The following is a 17,099-nucleotide window of genomic DNA, read 5'->3' as shown; positions in this document are numbered from 1 at the left end:
CAGATGGGCCCGCGCGCCGCGCGGGCCGCCCCGGCCGGACGGTGTTCCGCGAGCGCCGCGCCTGTGCGGGCGGCGGCGGAACACGCCCGGGGGAAGGGTCAGGCGCCCTCGTAGGGCTCGGCGGTGAGCAGGCCGCTCTTGACCTCGCGCAGCGCGATGGACAGGGCCTTCTCCTGGACCTGGGTCTCGACCAGCGGGCCCACGTACTCCAGCAGCCCCTCGCCGAGCTGGGCGTAGTAGGCGTTGATCTGGCGGGCGCGCTTGGCGCTCATGGTGACCAGGCTGTACTTGCTCTCGACGCATTCGAGGAGGTCGTCGATCGGCGGGTTGGTGATGCCTTCGGCGACGGGCTCGGTGCCTGCCACGTGCGTCCCCCTGGAGGGTCGGACGGCCCCTGCCGGGACCTGCGGAATCTGACTCGGCTACAAGGATAGTCGACTGCGGGCTCCGCTCCGGCCGCCGCGCGTCCCGCGCGGCGTCGGCCCGCCGCGCGCTAGGCGGGCGCCCCGGGAGCGGCGTCGCCGCGGACGCCGATCAGGGCCAGCAGCCGCTCGCGCACCTCGTCCACGGAGGTGTTGACGAGGGTGACGTCGAACTCCTTCTCCGCCGCGAGCTCGACCCGGGCGGTGTCGAGGCGGCGCTGGACGACCTCGGGCGGCTCGGTGCCGCGCCCCGTGAGCCGGCGCACCAGCTCCTCCCACGAGGGCGGTGCCAAGAACACCTGGAGCGCCTCGGGCATGGTCTCGCGCACCTGGCGGGCGCCCTGCAGGTCGATCTCCAGCAGTACGGGCCGGCCGCCGCGCAGGCGCTCCTCGACGGGTGCGCGGGGGGTCCCGTAGCGGTTGCCCGCGAACTGCGCCCACTCCAGCAGCTCCCCGGCGGCGATCATCGCGTCGAATCCGGCGTCGTCGGTGAAGTGGTACTCCACGCCGTCGGTTTCGCCGGGCCGTGGTGCGCGGGTGGTCGCCGAGACCGACAGCCACACCTCGGGGTGCTCGGCGCGGAGTTCGCGCACGACCGTGCTCTTGCCGACTCCCGAGGGGCCGGACAGGACGGTGAGCCGCTGCGCCCGGCCGGAGCGCCGGCCTCCCTCGGCACGGGAGGCGGAGGCGGAGTCGTAGGACACGTGCGGATCTAACTCTCGGAAGGAGGGCCGGCCGCGTCGCGGCCGACGGCGGCCCCGACGGGTGCGGGCGGGTTCGGCGCTTCTCGCCGCCGGCTCACCGCGCCCGGCCTGCCCGGCGCTCGCGGCGCGGGCGGGGCGCCGTCCGGCGGAGCCGGTGGCGATTGGTCTTTTATACCACCGCGCCGACCGCGGTCCGGCCGCTGCGCTGAGCACGCGGCGGCGCCGGCCGGGGCGGCGCGGCGGTTCGGCGCGCCGCCGGCGCCGCCGGCGCGGGAGCGCGGCGGTGGGGCACCGGCGGTCGCGCTCAGGCGCGCCCCGCACTTGTGCGAGCGGCCTCAATCCGTCGTGAAAAACGGCACATCCGCCTTCGAGCGCTACTCGGCTCCGCCGAATTCCCGCTCCAGAGCCGAGCGCTGGTTGGCGCCCAGCCCGCGGACTCGGCGGGACTCGGCGATGTTCAGCCGCTCCATGATCTGCTTGGCGCGGACTTTGCCGACGCCCGGGAGGGATTCGAGCAGAGCCGAGACCTTCATCTTGCCGATGACGTCGTCCGTCTGTCCGTCAGCCAGCACCTCGGACAGCGACACGCCGCCGTGCTTCAGACGGTTCTTGACTTCCGCGCGCTCTTTTCTGGCCTTCGCGGCTTTCTCCAGAGCCGCGGCGCGCTGTTCGGGTGTGAGGGGAGGAAGGGCCACGCCGGGTCACCTCGGTTTTCTCTCGTTTGTAGAGGGCGGACGCCTGCGCAAGTTAGTAGGTTCCGACCCCGTTCGGCAACGCAAAGTCGCCTTTCAGGCGCCATTTCATCAAAGTAATTACTCTTTGTAATTAATCGATTGCGCAGAGGTAGGAAAATCAGGACTTTCGGCCCGGTTGAAGTTCGGTTCAACCGTACCGCGGCCGGGCCCGGTCCTCGACCGCGCAGGTCATGGCCGTGCCGTCTCAGAGAGGTTTCGGGCGTGAACTTTCTGCTGTCACGAGGTGGCCGCAACCGGTCATCGTGTCCACGTCCGGGACGCACGGCGCAGGGCGGGGATCAGGCCGAGGCCGCCTCCACCCGCCGCAGCGCCGCCGCGATCGAGGCGGCCGCCGCACCGGGGTCGGAGGCCCGGGTGATGGGCCGACCGATCACCAGGAGGTCGGCTCCGGCCTCGTAGGCCGCCTCGGGCGTGGCCACGCGCGCCTGGTCGCCGTGATCGGAGCCCAGCGGCCGCACGCCGGGGGTGATCAGGGCCACGTCCGGGCCGACCTCGGACCGCAGCGAGGCGACCTCGTGCGGCGAGCACACGAGCGCGCGGGCGCCCGCCTCGACCGCCATGACCGCCAGGCGCCGCGCCGCGTCGCCCGCCGGGCCCGTGATGCCGATCTCGGCCAGCGCGGCGTCGTCCAGCGACGTCAGGATCGTCACGGCGGCGATGCTCGTCTGCGGGGCGGCCTCGACCGCCGCGGAGATCATCTCGCGCCCGCCGGCCGCGTGCACCGTCAGGATCGAGGGCTTGAGCCGCGCGAGGTTGCGCGCCGCCCCCGCCACGGTCGCCGGGATGTCGTGCAGCTTGAGGTCGAGGAAGACCGAGGTCTTGTTGCCTCCGCGCAGGGTGCCCACGACCTCGGGGCCGTAGCGCAGGTAGAGCTCCAGCCCCACTTTCACCGTGCTGACGTGGGGAGAGACCTCGGAGGCCCAGCGTGCGGCTGTCTCGATGTCGGGTGCGTCGATGGCGACGGCGATGGGCGCTGCCACGGTGGTTCTCCTTCGGCTCGCTGAGGTGGTCGGAACGGTTCAGGGTGTGCGGCCGGCCGCGGAGCCGGGACGGACCGCGCGGTGCCCGCGCGGTCGGGCGGAGGCGGCCGACCGGTCAGCGCCGGCGCGCTGCCCCGAGCGGTTCCCCCGTGCGGCCGGTTCATGCATGTTCGCCGCCAGATGTGCGTCGGCGCCGCTGAGACGACCGCAGCGCGGCGTTCCGTACCCGAGGGTAGGTTGGACACAGCCCCGGGCGCTTTGGGTGCCTGGAGGCGATCTGAGCGGTTTGCCGGTCATCGTCCCAGCACAGTTCCGATCGGACGGTGTGCGGCCCCGACGACGTCGGTGACCCGATCCACACCGCGCTCCTCCAGAAGCTCCTCCAGCTCGCGCAGGATCCGCACACACGCGGAGGGGTCGGCGAAGTTCACGGTGCCCGCGGCCACCGCCGAGGCGCCGGCCGCCAGGAACTCCAGGGCGTCGGCGCCGGTGCGCACGCCGCCCATCCCGACGATCGGCACGTCCGGCAGGGCGGCGCGCACGCGGTAGACGCAGCCCACGGCGATCGGGCGGATCGCCGGCCCCGAGACGCCGCCCACGCCCCCGGCCACCACCGGCCGCAGGGTGGCGGGGTCGATCGCCATGCCGCGCAGGCAGTTGACCATGCTCAGCCCGTCGGCGCCCGCGTCGACGCAGGCGCCGGCCAGGGCCACCGGGTCGGGCACGTCGGCGGCCAGCTTGGCCAAGACCGGCATGCGCGGCTCCGCGGAGCCGCGCACGGCCGCGACCACGCGGGCCGCCTCGGCCGGGTCGTCGGCGAAGTCGCGCCCGTGCCCGGCGGGGTTGGGGCAGGAGAGGTTGATCTCGATCATCGCCACCCCCGCCTCGGCGGTCAGGCGCGCGGCGAGCGCGGCGTACTCGTCGGGGCCCGACCCGGCCACGGAGACCACGGTGGTGCCGCCGCGCGACCGCAGCCACGGCAGGTCGCGCTGGAGGAACACCTCGATGCCCGGCCCCTGCAGGCCGATCGCGCTGACCATGCCCGAGGGGGTCTCGGCGATGCGCGGAGCGGGCCGCCCGGCCCGCGGCTCCAGCATGACCGACTTGGTCGCCAGGGCGCCCAGCCGGGCGATGTCGTAGAAGCGGGCGAGCTCGCGCCCGGTTCCGGCGCAGCCGGCCGCCGCGATGACCGGGTTGGCCAGTTCCCGTCCGGCCAGGCGGACGCGCATGTCGGGGTTCACGCTCAGCCGGCCTCCCGTTCGGCGGCCCCGCCCGCGTCCTCGGCGCGGGCCTTCCAGCCGGGCGCGCCCAGCGCGTCGAAGGGGATGGTGCCCACGTCGTCGAAACGCACCCGCTCCCCGCGGAAGACGGGCCCGTCCACGCAGGCGCGCGCCATGCGGGTGATGCCGTCCTCGCCGACCACCGGGACGACGCAGCTCATGCACACGCCCGTCCCGCAGGCCATCGCCTCCTCCACCGCCACCTGCGCGGGGATGTCCATGCGCGCGGCGGCCGCGGCCACCCTGCCCAGCATCGGCATCGGCCCGCAGGCGTAGATCACGTCGGAGCGCGCGTCGGCCACCACCCGCTCCAGCGCGTCGGTGACGCGGCCGCGGACGCCGAAGGAGCCGTCGTCGGTGGTGAAGGTGGCGGTCTCGGCGACGCGGCGGGCGCTGATCGCGCTGAAGACCCGGTCGGCCGAGGCGGCGCCCAGCACGAAGTCCACGCGGCAGCCCCGCCGGCGCAGCGCGTGCGCCAGCGGGAACAGCGGGGCCGCACCGGACCCGCCGCCGACCAGCACGCAGTTGACCGGGTCGCGCGGCAGCGGGAACGGCCGGCCCAGCGGGCCCACGACGTCGATGAGGTCGCGCGAGCGCCGCTCGGCCAGCCAGGCCGTCCCGGGCCCGCGCACCGCGAAGAGGAACTCCACCGTGCCGCCGTAGTCGGGCTTGACGTCGTGGACGGCGAAGGGGCGGCGCAGCAGCATGCCGGAGTGCTCGCCGCCCACGCCCACCGACAGGAACTGCCCGGAGCGGAACCGCTCGGCGATCTGGGGCGCCACGACCGTGATGGCGTGGTAGGCGTCGACCCGGCGCACGGTCAGCACGGAGCTGCGCGTCTGGACCGGCCCGCTGTCACTCACTCGGCTGCCCTGCCTCGATCCGCTCGGCTGCGCGGCCTGCCCCGGCCCCGCGCCCGGCCGCCTACCGGCCGCCCCTGTCGCGGCCGGGGGCTTCCCGGCCGCCTCGACGCCCCCTCACACGCGCGCTCAGCCCGCGGCGCCGCGCAGCGACGCGGCGTGCTCCTGCAGCGAGCGCACCCCGATGTCGCCCCGCACCAGGGCCTCGATGCCCTGGACCGCCGCGGCCAGCCCTTGGACCGTGGTGACGCTGGGCACCCCGCGCACGACCGCTGCGGTGCGGATCTCGTAGCCGTCCAGGCGCGGACCGGACTGCCCGGCGCTGCCGAAGGGCGTGTTGACGATGAGGTCCACATCGCCGCGGTGGATGAGTTGCACGATAGTGGGTTCGCCGTCCGCTCCGGGCCCTGCGCTGTGCTTGCGCACCACGCGGGCGGCCACGCCGTGGCGGCGCAGCACCCAGGCGGTGCCCTCGGTCGCCAGGATCTCGAACCCGAGGTCGGCCAGCCGCTTGACCGGGAAGACCATGGTGCGCTTGTCCCGGTTGGCCACCGAGACGAACACCGACCCCGCCGTCGGCAGCGAGCCGTAGGCGGCCAGCTGCGACTTGGCGTAGGCGGCCCCGAAGTCGGTGTCCAGGCCCATGACCTCGCCGGTGGAGCGCATCTCCGGCCCCAGCACGGTGTCCACGCCCTCGCCCTGGCGGTCGATGAAGCGGTTGAAGGGCAGCACCGCCTCCTTCACCGAGACGGGGGCGTCCATGGGCAGCGTGCCGCCGTCGCCCTCGGCCGGCAGCAGGCCCTCGGCGCGCAGCTCGCGCACGCCCGCCCCCAGCATCACCCGGGCGGCCGCCTTGGCCAGCGGCACCGCGGTCGCCTTGGACACGAACGGGACCGTGCGCGAGGCGCGCGGGTTGGCCTCCAGCACGTACAGGACGCCCGAGGCCAGCGCGTACTGCACGTTGAGCAGACCGCGCACGCCGGTACCGCGGGCGATGGCCTCGGTGGAGTAGCGGATGCGCTCGAAGTCCTCGTTGCCCAGCGTCACCGCCGGCAGCGCGCAGGCGGAGTCGCCGGAGTGGATTCCGGCCTCCTCGATGTGCTCCATGATGCCGCCGAGGTAGAGGTCGGTGCCGTCGTAGATGGCGTCGACGTCGATCTCGATGGCGTCGTCGAGGAACCTGTCGATCAGTACCGGGTGGTCCGGGCTGACCTCGGCGTTGCGCTCGATGTAGTCGGCCAGCATCCGCTCGTCGTAGACGATCTCCATGCCGCGCCCGCCCAGCACGTAGGAGGGCCGCACCATGACGGGGTAGCCGATCTCGCCGGCGACCTCGCGGGCGCCGGCGAAGGAGTGGGCGGTGCCGTGCTTGGGCGCGGGCAGCCCGGCGTCGGCGAGCACCTTGCCGAACTCGCCGCGGTCCTCGGCCAGGTCGATGGAGCCGGGGCTGGTGCCGACGATGGGCACCCCCGCGGCCTCCAGGCCGCGCGCCAGCCCCAGCGGGGTCTGCCCGCCCAGCTGGACGACCACCCCGGCGAGCTCGCCCGTGGCGCGCTCGGCGCGCACGACCTCCAGCACGTCCTCCAGCGTGAGCGGCTCGAAGTAGAGGCGGTCGCTGGTGTCGTAGTCGGTGGAGACGGTCTCGGGGTTGCAGTTGACCATCACCGTCTCGTAGCCGGCCGCCGACAGCGCGAACGAGGCGTGCACGCAGCTGTAGTCGAACTCCACGCCCTGGCCGATGCGGTTGGGGCCCGACCCCAGGATGATCACCTTGGGCTTGGTGCCCTCGGGGACCTCGGTCTCCTCGTCGTAGCTGGAGTAGAGGTAGGGCGTCTTGGCGGCGAACTCCGCGGCGCAGGTGTCCACGGTCAGGTAGACGGGGTGGACGCCCAGCGCGTGGCGCAGCTCGCGCACGACCTCCTCGGTCTTGCCGGTGATCTCGCCGATCTGCAGGTCGGAGAACCCCGCGCGCTTGGCGGCGCGCAGCCGCTCGGCGTCCAGCCGGGCCCCGGCCAGGCCGCGGGCGGTCTCCTCCAACAGCAGCATCTGGTCCAGGAACCAGGGGTCGATGCCGGTGGCCTCGTGCAGCTCGGCCACGCCCGCGCCCGCGCGCAGCGCCTGCTGGATCCGGCGCATGCGCAGCTCGCCGGGCGTGGCCGCGGCGCGCACCAGCTCGTCCCTGCCGCCGGGCTCGCCGGCCCAGGTGAACCCGACGCCGTTCTTCTCGACCGAGCGCATCGCCTTCTGCAGCGCCTCGGGGAAGGATCGGCCGATGGCCATGGCCTCGCCGACCGACTTCATGGTGGTGGTCAGCGCGGGGTCGGCGCCGGGGAACTTCTCGAAGGCGAACCGGGGCACCTTGACCACGACGTAGTCCAGGCTCGGTTCGAAGCTGGCCGGGGTCTCGGCGGTGATGTCGTTGGGGATCTCGTCGAGGGTGTAGCCCACGGCCAGCTTGGCGGCGATCTTGGCGATGGGGAACCCGGTGGCCTTGGAGGCCAGCGCCGAGGAGCGCGAGACGCGCGGGTTCATCTCGATGACGATCATGCGCCCGCTGTCGGGGTCGACGGCGAACTGGATGTTGCAGCCGCCGGTGTCGACGCCGACCTCGCGGATGACGTCGATGCCGACGTCGCGCATGCGCTGGTACTCGCGGTCGGTGAGGGTCATGGCCGGCGCGACGGTGACGGAGTCGCCGGTGTGCACGCCCATCGGGTCGAAGTTCTCGATGGAGCAGACGACGACCACGTTGTCGTTGCCGTCGCGCATCAGCTCCAGCTCGTACTCCTTCCAGCCGAGGATGGACTCCTCCAGCAGGACCTCGGTCACCGGCGAGAGCGCGAGCCCCTGGCCGGCGATGCGGCGCAGGTCGGCCTCGTCGTGGGCGAAGCCCGAGCCCGACCCGCCCATGGTGAACGAGGGCCGCACGACGACCGGGTAGCTCAGCTCCTCGGCGGCCTCCAGGCACTCCTGGAGGGTGTGGCAGATGCGCGAGCGCGCGGACTCGCCGCCGATGCGCTCGACGATGCCCTTGAACGTCTCGCGGTCCTCGCCCGACTGGATGGCCTCGACGTTGGCGCCGATCAGCTCGACGTTGTACTTGGCCAGCACGCCGGACTCGTGCAGGGCGACGGCGGTGTTGAGCGCGGTCTGGCCGCCCAGGGTCGGCAGCAGCGCGTCGGGGCGCTCCTTGGCGATGATCTTCTCGACCATCTCCGGTGTGATCGGCTCGACGTAGGTGGCGTCGGCGATCTCGGGGTCGGTCATGATCGTGGCCGGGTTGGAGTTGACCAGGACCACGCGCAGGCCCTCGGCCTTGAGCACGCGGCAGGCCTGGGTGCCGGAGTAGTCGAACTCCGCGGCCTGCCCGATCACGATCGGCCCGGAGCCGACCACGAGGACGGACTTCAGGTCATTACGGCGCGGCATGTGCGGTCCCCCGGCTTACGACTGGGCGGGCTCGGCCGACCGGCCGGAGCTGCTGGACGGATCGGTGGAGGCGGCCATGAGGTCGCAGAAGGCGTCGAAGTGCTCGGCGGCGTCGTGCGGCCCGGCGGCGGCCTCGGGGTGGTACTGGACGCTGAACGCGGGCCGGTCGAGCAGCCGCAGGCCCTCGACGACGCCGTCGTTGAGGTCGACGTGGCTGACCTCCGCGCGGCCGTAGGGGGTCGCGAACGGGCCGTCCGCCGGGGCGTCGACGGCGAAGCCGTGGTTGTGGCTGGTGATGTAGACCCGCTTGGTGTGCACGTCCTGCACGGGCTGGTTCACGCCGCGGTGGCCGAACCTCAGCTTGAAGGTGCCCAGGTCCAGCGCACGCCCCAGAATCTGGTTGCCGAAGCAGATGCCGAACAGCGGCGTGCCCGACTCCAGCACGCCGCGCATCGCGGCCACCGGCGCGTCGGCGGTGGCCGGGTCGCCCGGGCCGTTGCTGAAGAAGACGCCGTCGGGCTCCAGCGCCAGGATCTCCTCGGCGGTGGCGCCGCCCGGCAGCACGGTGACCTCGCAGCCGCGCTCGGCGAGCCGCTGGGGGGTCATCGCCTTGATGCCGAGGTCCACGGCCGCGACGCGGAAGCGGACGGCCACGCCTTCGGGCGGTCGGACCGTGTAGGGCTCGGCGGTGGCGACCTCGCCTGCCAGGTCGGCCCCGGCCATCTGCGGGCTGGCCAGCACGCGCTCGCGCAGCCGCTCGGGGTCGGTCTCGACGGTGCTGATGGCCGCGCGCATGGCGCCGCGGTCGCGCAGGTGGCGGGTGAGGGCGCGGGTGCCGTCGACGGCGATTCCCACCACGTTCTGGCGCACCAGCTCCTCCTCCAGGGTGCGCTCGGCGCGCCAGTTGGAGGAGACGCGGGCGGGCTCGCGCACCACGTAGCCCGCGACCCAGATCCGGCCCGACTCGGGGTCGTCGTCGTTGACGCCGGTGTTGCCGATGTGCGGGGCGGTCATCACGACGATCTGGCGGTGGTAGGACGGGTCGGTGAGGGTCTCCTGGTATCCGGTCATCCCGGTGTTGAAGACGATCTCGCCGAGGGTCTCGCCCTGTGCGCCGAAGGACCTTCCGTGGAACGCGCGCCCGTCCTCCAGGACGAGGACCGCGGGCACGCCGCCGGTTGCTGGTTGTGGATTCACTGGATCTTCCCATCGAGGACCGTGGGGACGCCGCGCAGGAACGTCGCCTGGATGCGGCCGGGCAGGCGCATGCCCCGGTACGGGGTGTTCGCGCTCTTGGATGCCAGGGCCGCCGGATCGATGTCCCAGGCGGTGTCCGCGTCATACAGCGTAACGTTGGCGGGCTCGCCGGGGGCGATCGGACGACCGTGACCTGCAAGACGTCCGATGCGAGCGGGTTCGGCCGACATCCGCCGGGCCAGTGCGGCCCAGTCGAGCAGACCGGTGTCGACCATGGTGTGCTGCACCACCGACAGCGCGGTCTCCAGGCCGAGCATGCCCATCGCCGCGGTGGCCCACTCGGTCTCCTTGGCCTCGGCCGGGTGGGGCGCGTGATCGGTGGCCACGCAGTCGATGGTGCCGTCGGCCAGACCCTCCCGCAGCGCGCGCACGTCCTCGGCGGTGCGCAGCGGCGGGTTGACCTTGTAGACGGGGTCGTAGCTCTCGGCGAGGTCGTCGGTGAGCAGCAGGTGGTGCGGGGTGACCTCGGCGGTGACGTCGCAGCCGCGCTCCTTGGCCCAGCGGATGATCTCCACCGAGCCCTTGGTCGAGACGTGGCAGACGTGCAGCCGCGAGCCGACGTGCTCGGTGAGCAGGCAGTCGCGGGCGATGACCGCCTCCTCGGCCACGGCCGGCCAGCCGGCCAGGCCCAGCCGGTCGCTGACCACGCCCTCGTTCATCTGGGCGTTCTCGGTGAGCCGGGGCTCCTGGGCGTGCTGGGCGACGACGCCGTCGAAGGCCTTGACGTACTCCAGGGCGCGGCGCATCAGCAGCGCGTCGGAGACGCACGTGCCGTCGTCGGAGAACACGCGCACCGCCGCGGCGGAGTCGGCCATGGCGCCCAGCTCGGCGAGCCGGACACCGCCGAGGCCCCGGGTGACCGCGCCGACGGGCTGGACGTCGCAGTGGCCGGACTCGCGGCCGAGCCGCCACACCTGCTCGACGACGCCGGCGGTGTCGGCGACCGGGTCGGTGTTGGCCATGGCGTGCACGGCGGTGTAGCCGCCCGCCGCGGCCGCGCGGGCGCCGCCGGCCACGGTCTCGGCGTCCTCGCGGCCGGGTTCGCGCAGATGGGTGTGGAGGTCGACGAGGCCGGGCAGTGCGACGAGCCCCTCGGCGTCGACGACGGCGGCGCCGGCGGCGCTGAGACCGGTGCCGGTCTCGGCGATCGCGCCGTCGCGGATGAGGATGTCGACCGGGTCACGCCCGGCGATCCGGGCACCGCGGACCAGGTAGGCGGCGCTGCTCTGGGTCATATGGTCCATCGCTTCTGTGTGGTGGTCGTGTTGCGGGCGCGGCGCGGCCGCCGCCCCGGGAGCAGGCGGGCGCGGCGGGGCCGGGGCGGTGCGCGCTAGGAGCCGCCCAGGAGCAGGTAGAGCACGGCCATGCGCACGCTGACGCCGTTGGCGACCTGCTCGTTGACGGTGCTGCGGGGGGAGTCGGCGACCTCGGCCGAGATCTCCATGCCGCGGACCATGGGGCCGGGGTGCATGACGATGGCGTCGTCCTGCATACGGGCGAAGCGCTCGCCGTCGAGCCCGTAGCGGCGGCTGTACTCGCGCGCGGTGGGGAAGAACGCGTCGTGCATGCGCTCGGCCTGCACCCGCAGCAGCATCACCACGTCGCTCTTGGGCAGCACGGCGTCGAGGTCGTAGGAGACCGAGCAGGGCCAGGTGTGCACCGACACCGGAACCAGGGTGGGCGGTGCGACCAGGGTGACCTCGGCGCCCAGCGTGTGCAGCAGCAGCACGTTGGACCTGGCCACCCGGCTGTGCAGGATGTCGCCGACGACCGCCACGCGCAGCCCGTCGAGGCGGCCCAGGCGCTCGCGCATGGTGTAGACGTCCAGCAGCGCCTGGGTGGGGTGCTCGTGGGTGCCGTCGCCGGCGTTGAGCACGGCGCCGTCGACCCACTCGGCCAGCCGGTGGGCGGCCCCCGAGGCGCTGTGGCGCACGACGACGCCGTCGGCGCCCATGGCCTGCAGCGTCAGCGCGGTATCCTTGAGGCTCTCGCCCTTGGAGACGCTGGAGCCCTTGGCGGAGAAGTTGACGACGTCGGCCGAGAGGCGCTTGGCGGCGAGCTCGAAGGACGTGCGGGTGCGGGTGGAGTCCTCGTAGAAGAGGTTGACCACGGTGCGCCCGCGCAGGGTGGGCAGCTTCTTCACCGAGCGGCCGCTGACCTGGGCGAGCTCGGCGGCGGTGTCGAGCACCAGCAGCGCCTCGTCGCGGGAGAGGTCGCCGGCGGACAGCAGGTGGCGCATCAGGCCTCCACCCCCTCGTGCCCCTCGTGGCTCCGGCCGCCGGGACGGGGCCGCTCCGCCGGGCCCAGCAGAACGGCATCGGTCCCGTCGTACTCCTCCAGCTGCACCGTGACGTTCTCGCGCAGCGAGGTGGGGAGATTCTTGCCGACGTAGTCGGCGCGGACGGGCAGCTCGCGGTGGCCGCGGTCGACGAGGATCGCCAACTGCACCGCGCGGGGGCGGCCGAGGTCGTTGAGGGCGTCCAGGGCGGCGCGCACGGTGCGCCCGGAGAACAGGACGTCGTCGACCAGGACCACCTGGCGGCCGTCGGTGCCTTCGGGCGGGATATCGGTCCGGCCCAGTGCGCGGGCGGGCGCCAGCCGCAGGTCGTCGCGGTACATGGTGATGTCCAGCGAGCCCCGGGGGACGGTGCGGCCCTCGACGCGCTCGATGCGCTCGGCCAGCCGCTCGGCCAGCGGGACGCCGCGCGAGGGGATGCCCAGCAGGGTGACGTCGGCGCCGCCCTTGGTGCGTTCCAGGATCTCGTGGGCGATGCGGGTCAGCGCCCGCTGGATCTCGGGGCCGTTCAGGACGGTCCGCGCGGCCGCTGGGACGCGCGAGCCGGATCCGAGCGGATCGGCGGCTCCGCCCGCGGATGCGTCCGAATCACGTTCGGCACGCTGGTGCGCACACACAGTAGTGACCCCCTTCCCTGCCTCACGGGACAGGCGGTTAAAGGATGTCGAACGCCTTCACGCTATCAGCGGAGGTAGAGCACTCCGGGCGGCGGGTCGACGACACTCGGCGAAAAATGTGACTCTCGTCACAGTCACCAATCTTGACATAGTGCACCATTGTCCGGCGAAGGGGATGCCACACACGGTGCACACACCGGACGGATCTCCAGAATCCCCACGCCAACGGGCTTTCCGCGCACCCGGGGTGGATACGGTGTCCCGATCAGTCCCGGAATGAGAGCCCTCTCACTTACACACGGTTTGGCCACTGAATCGTCGCATTTCCACCCAACGGCTTGACCTGGCAACCGAACAGCCCTACCGTCACTGTCCGTAACCAATCTCGGGCGGGACCGCTCCGTCCGGGCCCTGCGGCAGGAGCCCACGGGCGCCTTCGGCCGGGCGCGGTCGCCCATGGCGGACTCGGGGCCCTACCGCCCACACCAGCCACTTTCACGGCCGGGGAGCGACGAAGAAGATGCCATCCGAATACGCCAAGTCCCTAGGTGCGCGGCTGCGCGCCATCCGCACCCAGCAGGGGCTCTCCCTGCACGGAGTGGAGGAGAAGTCCCACGGCCGCTGGAAGGCCGTCGTCGTGGGCTCCTACGAGCGCGGTGACCGCGCCGTGACCGTCCAGAAGCTCGCCGAGCTCGCCGACTTCTACGGCGTGCCCATGTCCGAGCTGCTGCCGGGCGGCGCCGCGCCGACGCCGCTGGGCCCCACACCCAAGCTGGTGATCGACCTGGAGCGCATGCAGCAGCTGCCCCAGGAGAAGGCCGGGCCGCTCGCACGCTATGTGGCCACCATCCAGAGCCAGCGCGGCGACTACAACGGGCGCGTGCTGTCCATCCGCCAGGAGGACCTGCGTTCGCTGGCGGTCATCTACGACCGCTCGCCCGGCGACCTCACCGAGGAGCTGATCAACTGGGGCGTCCTCGACCCCGAGGCCCGCCGCGCGGTCGACGCGTTCTAGCGGGCTCGGGCAGGCCTTCCGGCAGAGGCCTGAGACGGACCGGCAGACCGCGGCGCGCGCCCACCGCGCGCGCCGGCCGAGGCGCGCGTCCCGCGCCCACTCCCCCGGGCCGCGGACGCGCCGCCCCGCCGCGCCGCGGGCATGCCGCCGAGCGCCTCGCGGACCGGTCCCGCGCTTCCCCGTGTCCCCGTGCTCCTCGGGACCGCGCGGTTCGCCGCGCCGAGACGACGACGGCCGCGTCCCCGCTGCACTCGCGCAGCGGGGACGCGGCCGTCGGTGTGCGGAGCGGGCACCCGGAGCGCGCCGACCCGGATGACCGGAGGGGGCGCGGCCGGGCAAGAGGCTTCCCCTCCCCCCGCCCGGCCGCTTTCCCGCGCCCGCGCGCCCGACCGGACAGATGGGCCGCAAGCACGGGGTGAACGTAGCTTCCGGACGACCCGACGGGGCCTCGTCCGAGGCGCCAGTCGAACAGAAGTACGAACATGGACAGTTAAGCGCACCCCGGCGGCCTCCGTCAACAGCGCCGCGCGCGGACGCCGGTCGTCTACCGTGGCCCTGTGCGCACCACCGAGATCGAGCTGTGGGAGCTGGCCGCTCCGGCCTTCCTGCACGCTCTGCCGGCCCTGATGGAGATCTACACGGCCGCGATGGACCCGCCCCGCGAGCAGCTCCCCGGGCGCCGCTCCATCATGCGCGAGCACGCCCGCTACCCCCGGTTCCGCTCGGTGAGCGCGCTGCCCCGGGAGGGCGGGGGCGCGGCCGGGTTCGCCTACGGCTTCCGCGGCGGCAGCGGGCAGTGGTGGCACGACATCGTCACCGCCGAGCTGCGCGAGCACGACCCCGGCGCCGAGCGGCGCTGGTTCACCGACTCCTTCGAGGTCGCCGAGCTGCACGTACTGCCCGCCCACCAGGGGCGCGGCATCGGCCGCAGCCTGCTGGAAACACTGACGGCGGCGCGCAGGGAGCGCACCGCCGTCCTGTCGACCCCGGCCGGCCGGACGGCCGCCCGGGGCCTCTACCGCTCGTGCGGGTTCGTCGACGTCCTACCGGAGTTCCACTTCCCCGGCAGCCCTCATCGGCCCTTCACGATCATGGCCGCGCCCCTGCCATTGCCGGGAGGCGGTCGGAGGCGACCTGCTCGTAGATCTCCCGTGTGGCAGTGGACTGGTTGAACGTGATGAAGTGGATGCCGGGAGCACCCTCGTCCAGCAGCCGCTCGCACATGCGCTGCGCCTGCTCGATTCCCAGCTTGCGCACCGCCTCGGGGTCGTCGGCGACCTTGTCGAACTCCTCGGCGAGGTGGCGCGGGAACGGCGCGCCGGAGAGCTGCTCGGACATCCCGATGGTGGAGTGCTTCACCACCGGCATGATCTCGGGGATGATCGGGGTGTCGCAGCCCGCGGCCGCCACCCGGTCGCGCAGCCGCAGGTAGTCCTCGGCGTCGAAGAACATCTGGGTGATGGCGTAGTCGGCGCCCGCGCGGCACTTCTGCACGAGGTACCTCGTGTCGGACTCGATGTCGGGAGAGCGGGGGTGCTTGTAGGGGAACGCGGCGACGCCGACGCTGAAGTCGCCGGTCTCCTTGAGGAGCCGGACCAGATCCTCCGCGTACTCCAGCCCTTCGGGGTGCTTGACCCACTCGCCGAGCGGGTCGCCCGGGGGGTCGCCGCGCAGCGCGAGGAGGTTGTTCACCCCCACCCCGGCGAAGCGGCCGATGAGGTGGCGCAGCTCGCGCACGGAGTGGTTCACGGCCGTCATGTGGGCGACGGGGAGCAGTGTCGTGTCAGTGGCGACCTGCTCGGTGATCTCGACGGTGAGATCCCGTGTACCGCCGCCGGCGCCGTACGTCACCGAGATGAACGACGGCTGCAGCGCCTCGATCTGGCGGATCACCCGCCAGAGCTTGCGCAGTCCTTCGTCCGTCTTCGGTGGGAAGAACTCGAAGGAGAATGTCGGTTCGCCGGCCTTGAGCAGTTCGCGGATGTCGCGCGGCCGCGACGCTGCGGCCGGCGCGCTCCCGTTGCGTGTCGATGACCCAACCATGCGTTCCACCTTAGGCGAAGCCCTGTCCCGCACCGGGAGGGTGGGTACCCACTACCCGCTTCACCTGCACGAACACCCGCAGAACGGCCTCGGGTGCCCGCGAGGCCCCCGGCCGCGGACCGTTCGGCACCGCCGCCGCGGCGGCACCGGGGCGGCACCGGGGCGGCGAGAAGCGGACCCGCCGCCGCGCCGCCGATGCCCCGGCGCGCGGACCCCGGCCATCAGGCGGGGAACCCCATACCAACCGATAATGTGCAGCCCATGACCTTCTCCGCCTCCTCTCCGGTCTCCTTCGTGCGCTCGGCCGTCGACAGCGAGATCGCCCGGTTCGTCGCCCGGCGGCGCGCCCAGCTGCTGGAGATCGGCTCCGAGCTGGCGCCGGCCGTCGACGCGCTGGAGGCCATGCTCGCCGGCGGCAAGCGGCTGCGTCCGGCGTTCTGCTACTGGGGCTGGCGCGGTGCGGGCGGCGCCGACGTGCCGGGCATCCACGCCGCCGCGGCGTCGCTGGAGTTCCTGCAGGCCTGCGCGCTCATCCACGACGACGTGATCGACAACAGCGACACCCGCCGCGGCCTGCCCGCCACCCACAAGCGCCTGGAGGAGCTGCACGAGCGCTCGGGCTGGAGCGGGTCGGCCGCGGACTTCGGCCGCGGCGCGGCGATCCTCATCGGCGACCTGTGCCTGGCCTGGAGCGAGGACCTCTACCAGGCCAGCGGCCTGGAGCTGGAGGCGCTGCGGGCCGGGCGCACGCCCTTCGACGCGATGCGCACCGAGGTGATGGCCGGGCAGTACCTGGACATGCTGGAGCAGGTGCGCGGCGGCGGCGCCGTCGAGGCGACGCTGCGGGTCATGCACTACAAGGCCGCCAAGTACACCGTCGAGCGCCCGCTGCACCTGGGGGCGGCGCTGGCGGGCCGCCACGAGGACCTCTCCCCCGTCTACACGGCCTACGGGCTGCCGCTGGGCGTGGCCTTCCAGCTGCGCGACGACGTCCTGGGGGTCTTCGGCGACCCCGAGCAGACCGGCAAGCCGGCAGGCGACGACCTGCGCGAGGGCAAGCGCACGCTGATCGTGGCCGAGACGCTGGAGCGCGCGGGCGCGGCCGACCGCGCCGGGTTCCTCCGGCGCCTGGGGGACCCCGGGCTGGACACCGACGCGGTGGAGTGGATGCGCGGCGTGGCCGAGGACTGCGGGGCGCTCGCGGCCTGCGAGCGCCGCATCGACGACTACGTCGAGCAGGCCGGCACGGCGCTGGAGAGCGGCCTGCTCGACGGCTCGGCACGCTCGGCCCTGGCCGACCTCGTGGTCGCCGCCACCGCCCGCAAGCACTGACGGGCCGCGCCGCCGCGGGCGGGGGCCGGGCGGGGCGGGGCCCGCCCGGTGCGGGCCTCCTCCCGCGGGGCACCGCGCCTCCGCCCCGAAGCGGAGCGGCGTCCCGTCC

At 73.4% G+C, this 17,099-nt stretch carries 15 protein-coding genes; 3 read left to right on the top strand and 12 right to left on the bottom strand.

From position 1 onward, the window contains the following. Positions 1 to 98: 98 nt before the first annotated feature. The 11 genes from rpoZ to pyrR all read right to left on the bottom strand — a co-directional run bounded on the left by rpoZ (position 99) and on the right by pyrR (position 12,600). Positions 99 to 365: a DNA-directed RNA polymerase subunit omega gene (gene rpoZ, locus ABEA15_RS01775; RefSeq protein WP_131098133.1), complete on the bottom strand. Its 267-nt coding sequence runs from the start codon at positions 363 to 365 to the stop codon at positions 99 to 101. A 128-nt stretch (positions 366 to 493) separates the two neighbouring features. Beyond that, positions 494 to 1,126 (bottom strand): guanylate kinase, encoded by a 633-nt coding sequence (gene gmk, locus ABEA15_RS01770; RefSeq protein WP_344148468.1) that lies wholly within the window; start codon positions 1,124 to 1,126, stop codon positions 494 to 496. Positions 1,127 to 1,500: 374 nt separating this feature from the next. Then, positions 1,501 to 1,821, bottom strand: a complete 321-nt coding sequence (gene mihF, locus ABEA15_RS01765) for an integration host factor, actinobacterial type (protein WP_131098131.1) — start codon at positions 1,819 to 1,821, stop codon at positions 1,501 to 1,503. A 338-nt stretch (positions 1,822 to 2,159) separates the two neighbouring features. After that, on the bottom strand, positions 2,160 to 2,861 hold the full coding sequence (gene pyrF / locus ABEA15_RS01760) for an orotidine-5'-phosphate decarboxylase (RefSeq protein ID WP_344139325.1): 702 nt from the start codon (positions 2,859 to 2,861) through the stop codon (positions 2,160 to 2,162). 293 nt (positions 2,862 to 3,154) lie between these two features. Beyond that, on the bottom strand, positions 3,155 to 4,102 hold the full coding sequence (locus ABEA15_RS01755; protein ID WP_345555171.1) for a dihydroorotate dehydrogenase: 948 nt from the start codon (positions 4,100 to 4,102) through the stop codon (positions 3,155 to 3,157). 2 nt (positions 4,103 to 4,104) lie between these two features. Beyond that, positions 4,105 to 5,004: a dihydroorotate dehydrogenase electron transfer subunit gene (locus tag ABEA15_RS01750; RefSeq protein ID WP_345555170.1), complete on the bottom strand. Its 900-nt coding sequence runs from the start codon at positions 5,002 to 5,004 to the stop codon at positions 4,105 to 4,107. 126 nt (positions 5,005 to 5,130) lie between these two features. Then, positions 5,131 to 8,430, bottom strand: coding sequence for a carbamoyl-phosphate synthase large subunit (carB, locus tag ABEA15_RS01745; protein WP_345555169.1), 3,300 nt, complete (start codon positions 8,428 to 8,430; stop codon positions 5,131 to 5,133). 15 nt (positions 8,431 to 8,445) lie between these two features. Next, positions 8,446 to 9,627 carry a glutamine-hydrolyzing carbamoyl-phosphate synthase small subunit gene (gene carA / locus ABEA15_RS01740; RefSeq protein ID WP_345555168.1) on the bottom strand — a complete coding sequence of 394 codons (1,182 nt, stop codon included), beginning with the start codon at positions 9,625 to 9,627 and terminating at the stop codon, positions 8,446 to 8,448. Continuing rightward, positions 9,624 to 10,922 carry a dihydroorotase gene (locus ABEA15_RS01735; RefSeq protein WP_344140739.1) on the bottom strand — a complete coding sequence of 433 codons (1,299 nt, stop codon included), beginning with the start codon at positions 10,920 to 10,922 and terminating at the stop codon, positions 9,624 to 9,626. The genes carA and ABEA15_RS01735 overlap by 4 nt, the downstream gene beginning before the upstream one ends. 95 nt (positions 10,923 to 11,017) lie before the next feature. Further along, the gene (locus ABEA15_RS01730) at positions 11,018 to 11,926 is read right to left on the bottom strand and encodes an aspartate carbamoyltransferase catalytic subunit (RefSeq protein WP_345555167.1); all 909 of its coding nucleotides are present in this window, start codon (positions 11,924 to 11,926) and stop codon (positions 11,018 to 11,020) included. After that, a complete protein-coding gene (pyrR, locus tag ABEA15_RS01725) occupies positions 11,926 to 12,600 on the bottom strand; it encodes a bifunctional pyr operon transcriptional regulator/uracil phosphoribosyltransferase PyrR (RefSeq protein ID WP_425579346.1) in 675 nt (224 codons plus the stop codon). The genes ABEA15_RS01730 and pyrR overlap by 1 nt, the downstream gene beginning before the upstream one ends. A 520-nt stretch (positions 12,601 to 13,120) precedes the next feature. Here pyrR and bldD point away from each other — a divergent pair. Both bldD and ABEA15_RS01715 read left to right on the top strand, forming a co-directional pair. Beyond that, positions 13,121 to 13,615, top strand: coding sequence for a transcriptional regulator BldD (bldD, locus tag ABEA15_RS01720; RefSeq protein ID WP_017591133.1), 495 nt, complete (start codon positions 13,121 to 13,123; stop codon positions 13,613 to 13,615). 626 nt (positions 13,616 to 14,241) lie between these two features. Further along, positions 14,242 to 14,787: a GNAT family N-acetyltransferase gene (locus ABEA15_RS01715; protein ID WP_345555209.1), complete on the top strand. Its 546-nt coding sequence runs from the start codon at positions 14,242 to 14,244 to the stop codon at positions 14,785 to 14,787. On the opposite strand, the gene metF is transcribed toward ABEA15_RS01715, so the two are convergent. Continuing rightward, on the bottom strand, positions 14,705 to 15,658 hold the full coding sequence (gene metF / locus ABEA15_RS01710) for a methylenetetrahydrofolate reductase [NAD(P)H] (RefSeq protein ID WP_344139345.1): 954 nt from the start codon (positions 15,656 to 15,658) through the stop codon (positions 14,705 to 14,707). The genes ABEA15_RS01715 and metF overlap by 83 nt on opposite strands. A 261-nt stretch (positions 15,659 to 15,919) precedes the next feature. Here metF and ABEA15_RS01705 point away from each other — a divergent pair, with 261 nt between their 5' ends. Then, the gene (locus ABEA15_RS01705; RefSeq protein WP_345555166.1) at positions 15,920 to 16,990 is read left to right on the top strand and encodes a polyprenyl synthetase family protein; all 1,071 of its coding nucleotides are present in this window, start codon (positions 15,920 to 15,922) and stop codon (positions 16,988 to 16,990) included. The last annotated feature ends 109 nt before the right edge of the window (positions 16,991 to 17,099 follow it).

Origin of the sequence: Streptomonospora halophila (genome assembly GCF_039542725.1) — a bacterium.
Lineage (GTDB): Bacteria > Actinomycetota > Actinomycetes > Streptosporangiales > Streptosporangiaceae > Streptomonospora > Streptomonospora halophila.
The sequence above is the reverse complement of the archived record's forward strand: the minus strand, read 5'-3'. Positions and strand labels throughout refer to the sequence as shown.

Bases quoted from the DNA above. Each gene is read 5' to 3' on its own strand.
- carB (WP_345555169.1), bottom strand. From the start codon at position 8,430: ATGCCGCGCCGTAATGACCTGAAGTCCGTCCTCGTGGTCGGCTCCGGG.
- ABEA15_RS01735 (WP_344140739.1), bottom strand. From the start codon at position 10,922: ATGACCCAGAGCAGCGCCGCCTACCTGGTCCGCGGTGCCCGGATCGCC.
- ABEA15_RS01730 (WP_345555167.1), bottom strand. From the start codon at position 11,926: ATGCGCCACCTGCTGTCCGCCGGCGACCTCTCCCGCGACGAGGCGCTG.
- bldD (WP_017591133.1), top strand. From the start codon at position 13,121: ATGCCATCCGAATACGCCAAGTCCCTAGGTGCGCGGCTGCGCGCCATC.
- ABEA15_RS01715 (WP_345555209.1), top strand. From the start codon at position 14,242: ATGGAGATCTACACGGCCGCGATGGACCCGCCCCGCGAGCAGCTCCCC.
- metF (WP_344139345.1), bottom strand. From the start codon at position 15,658: ATGGTTGGGTCATCGACACGCAACGGGAGCGCGCCGGCCGCAGCGTCG.
- ABEA15_RS01705 (WP_345555166.1), top strand. From the start codon at position 15,920: ATGACCTTCTCCGCCTCCTCTCCGGTCTCCTTCGTGCGCTCGGCCGTC.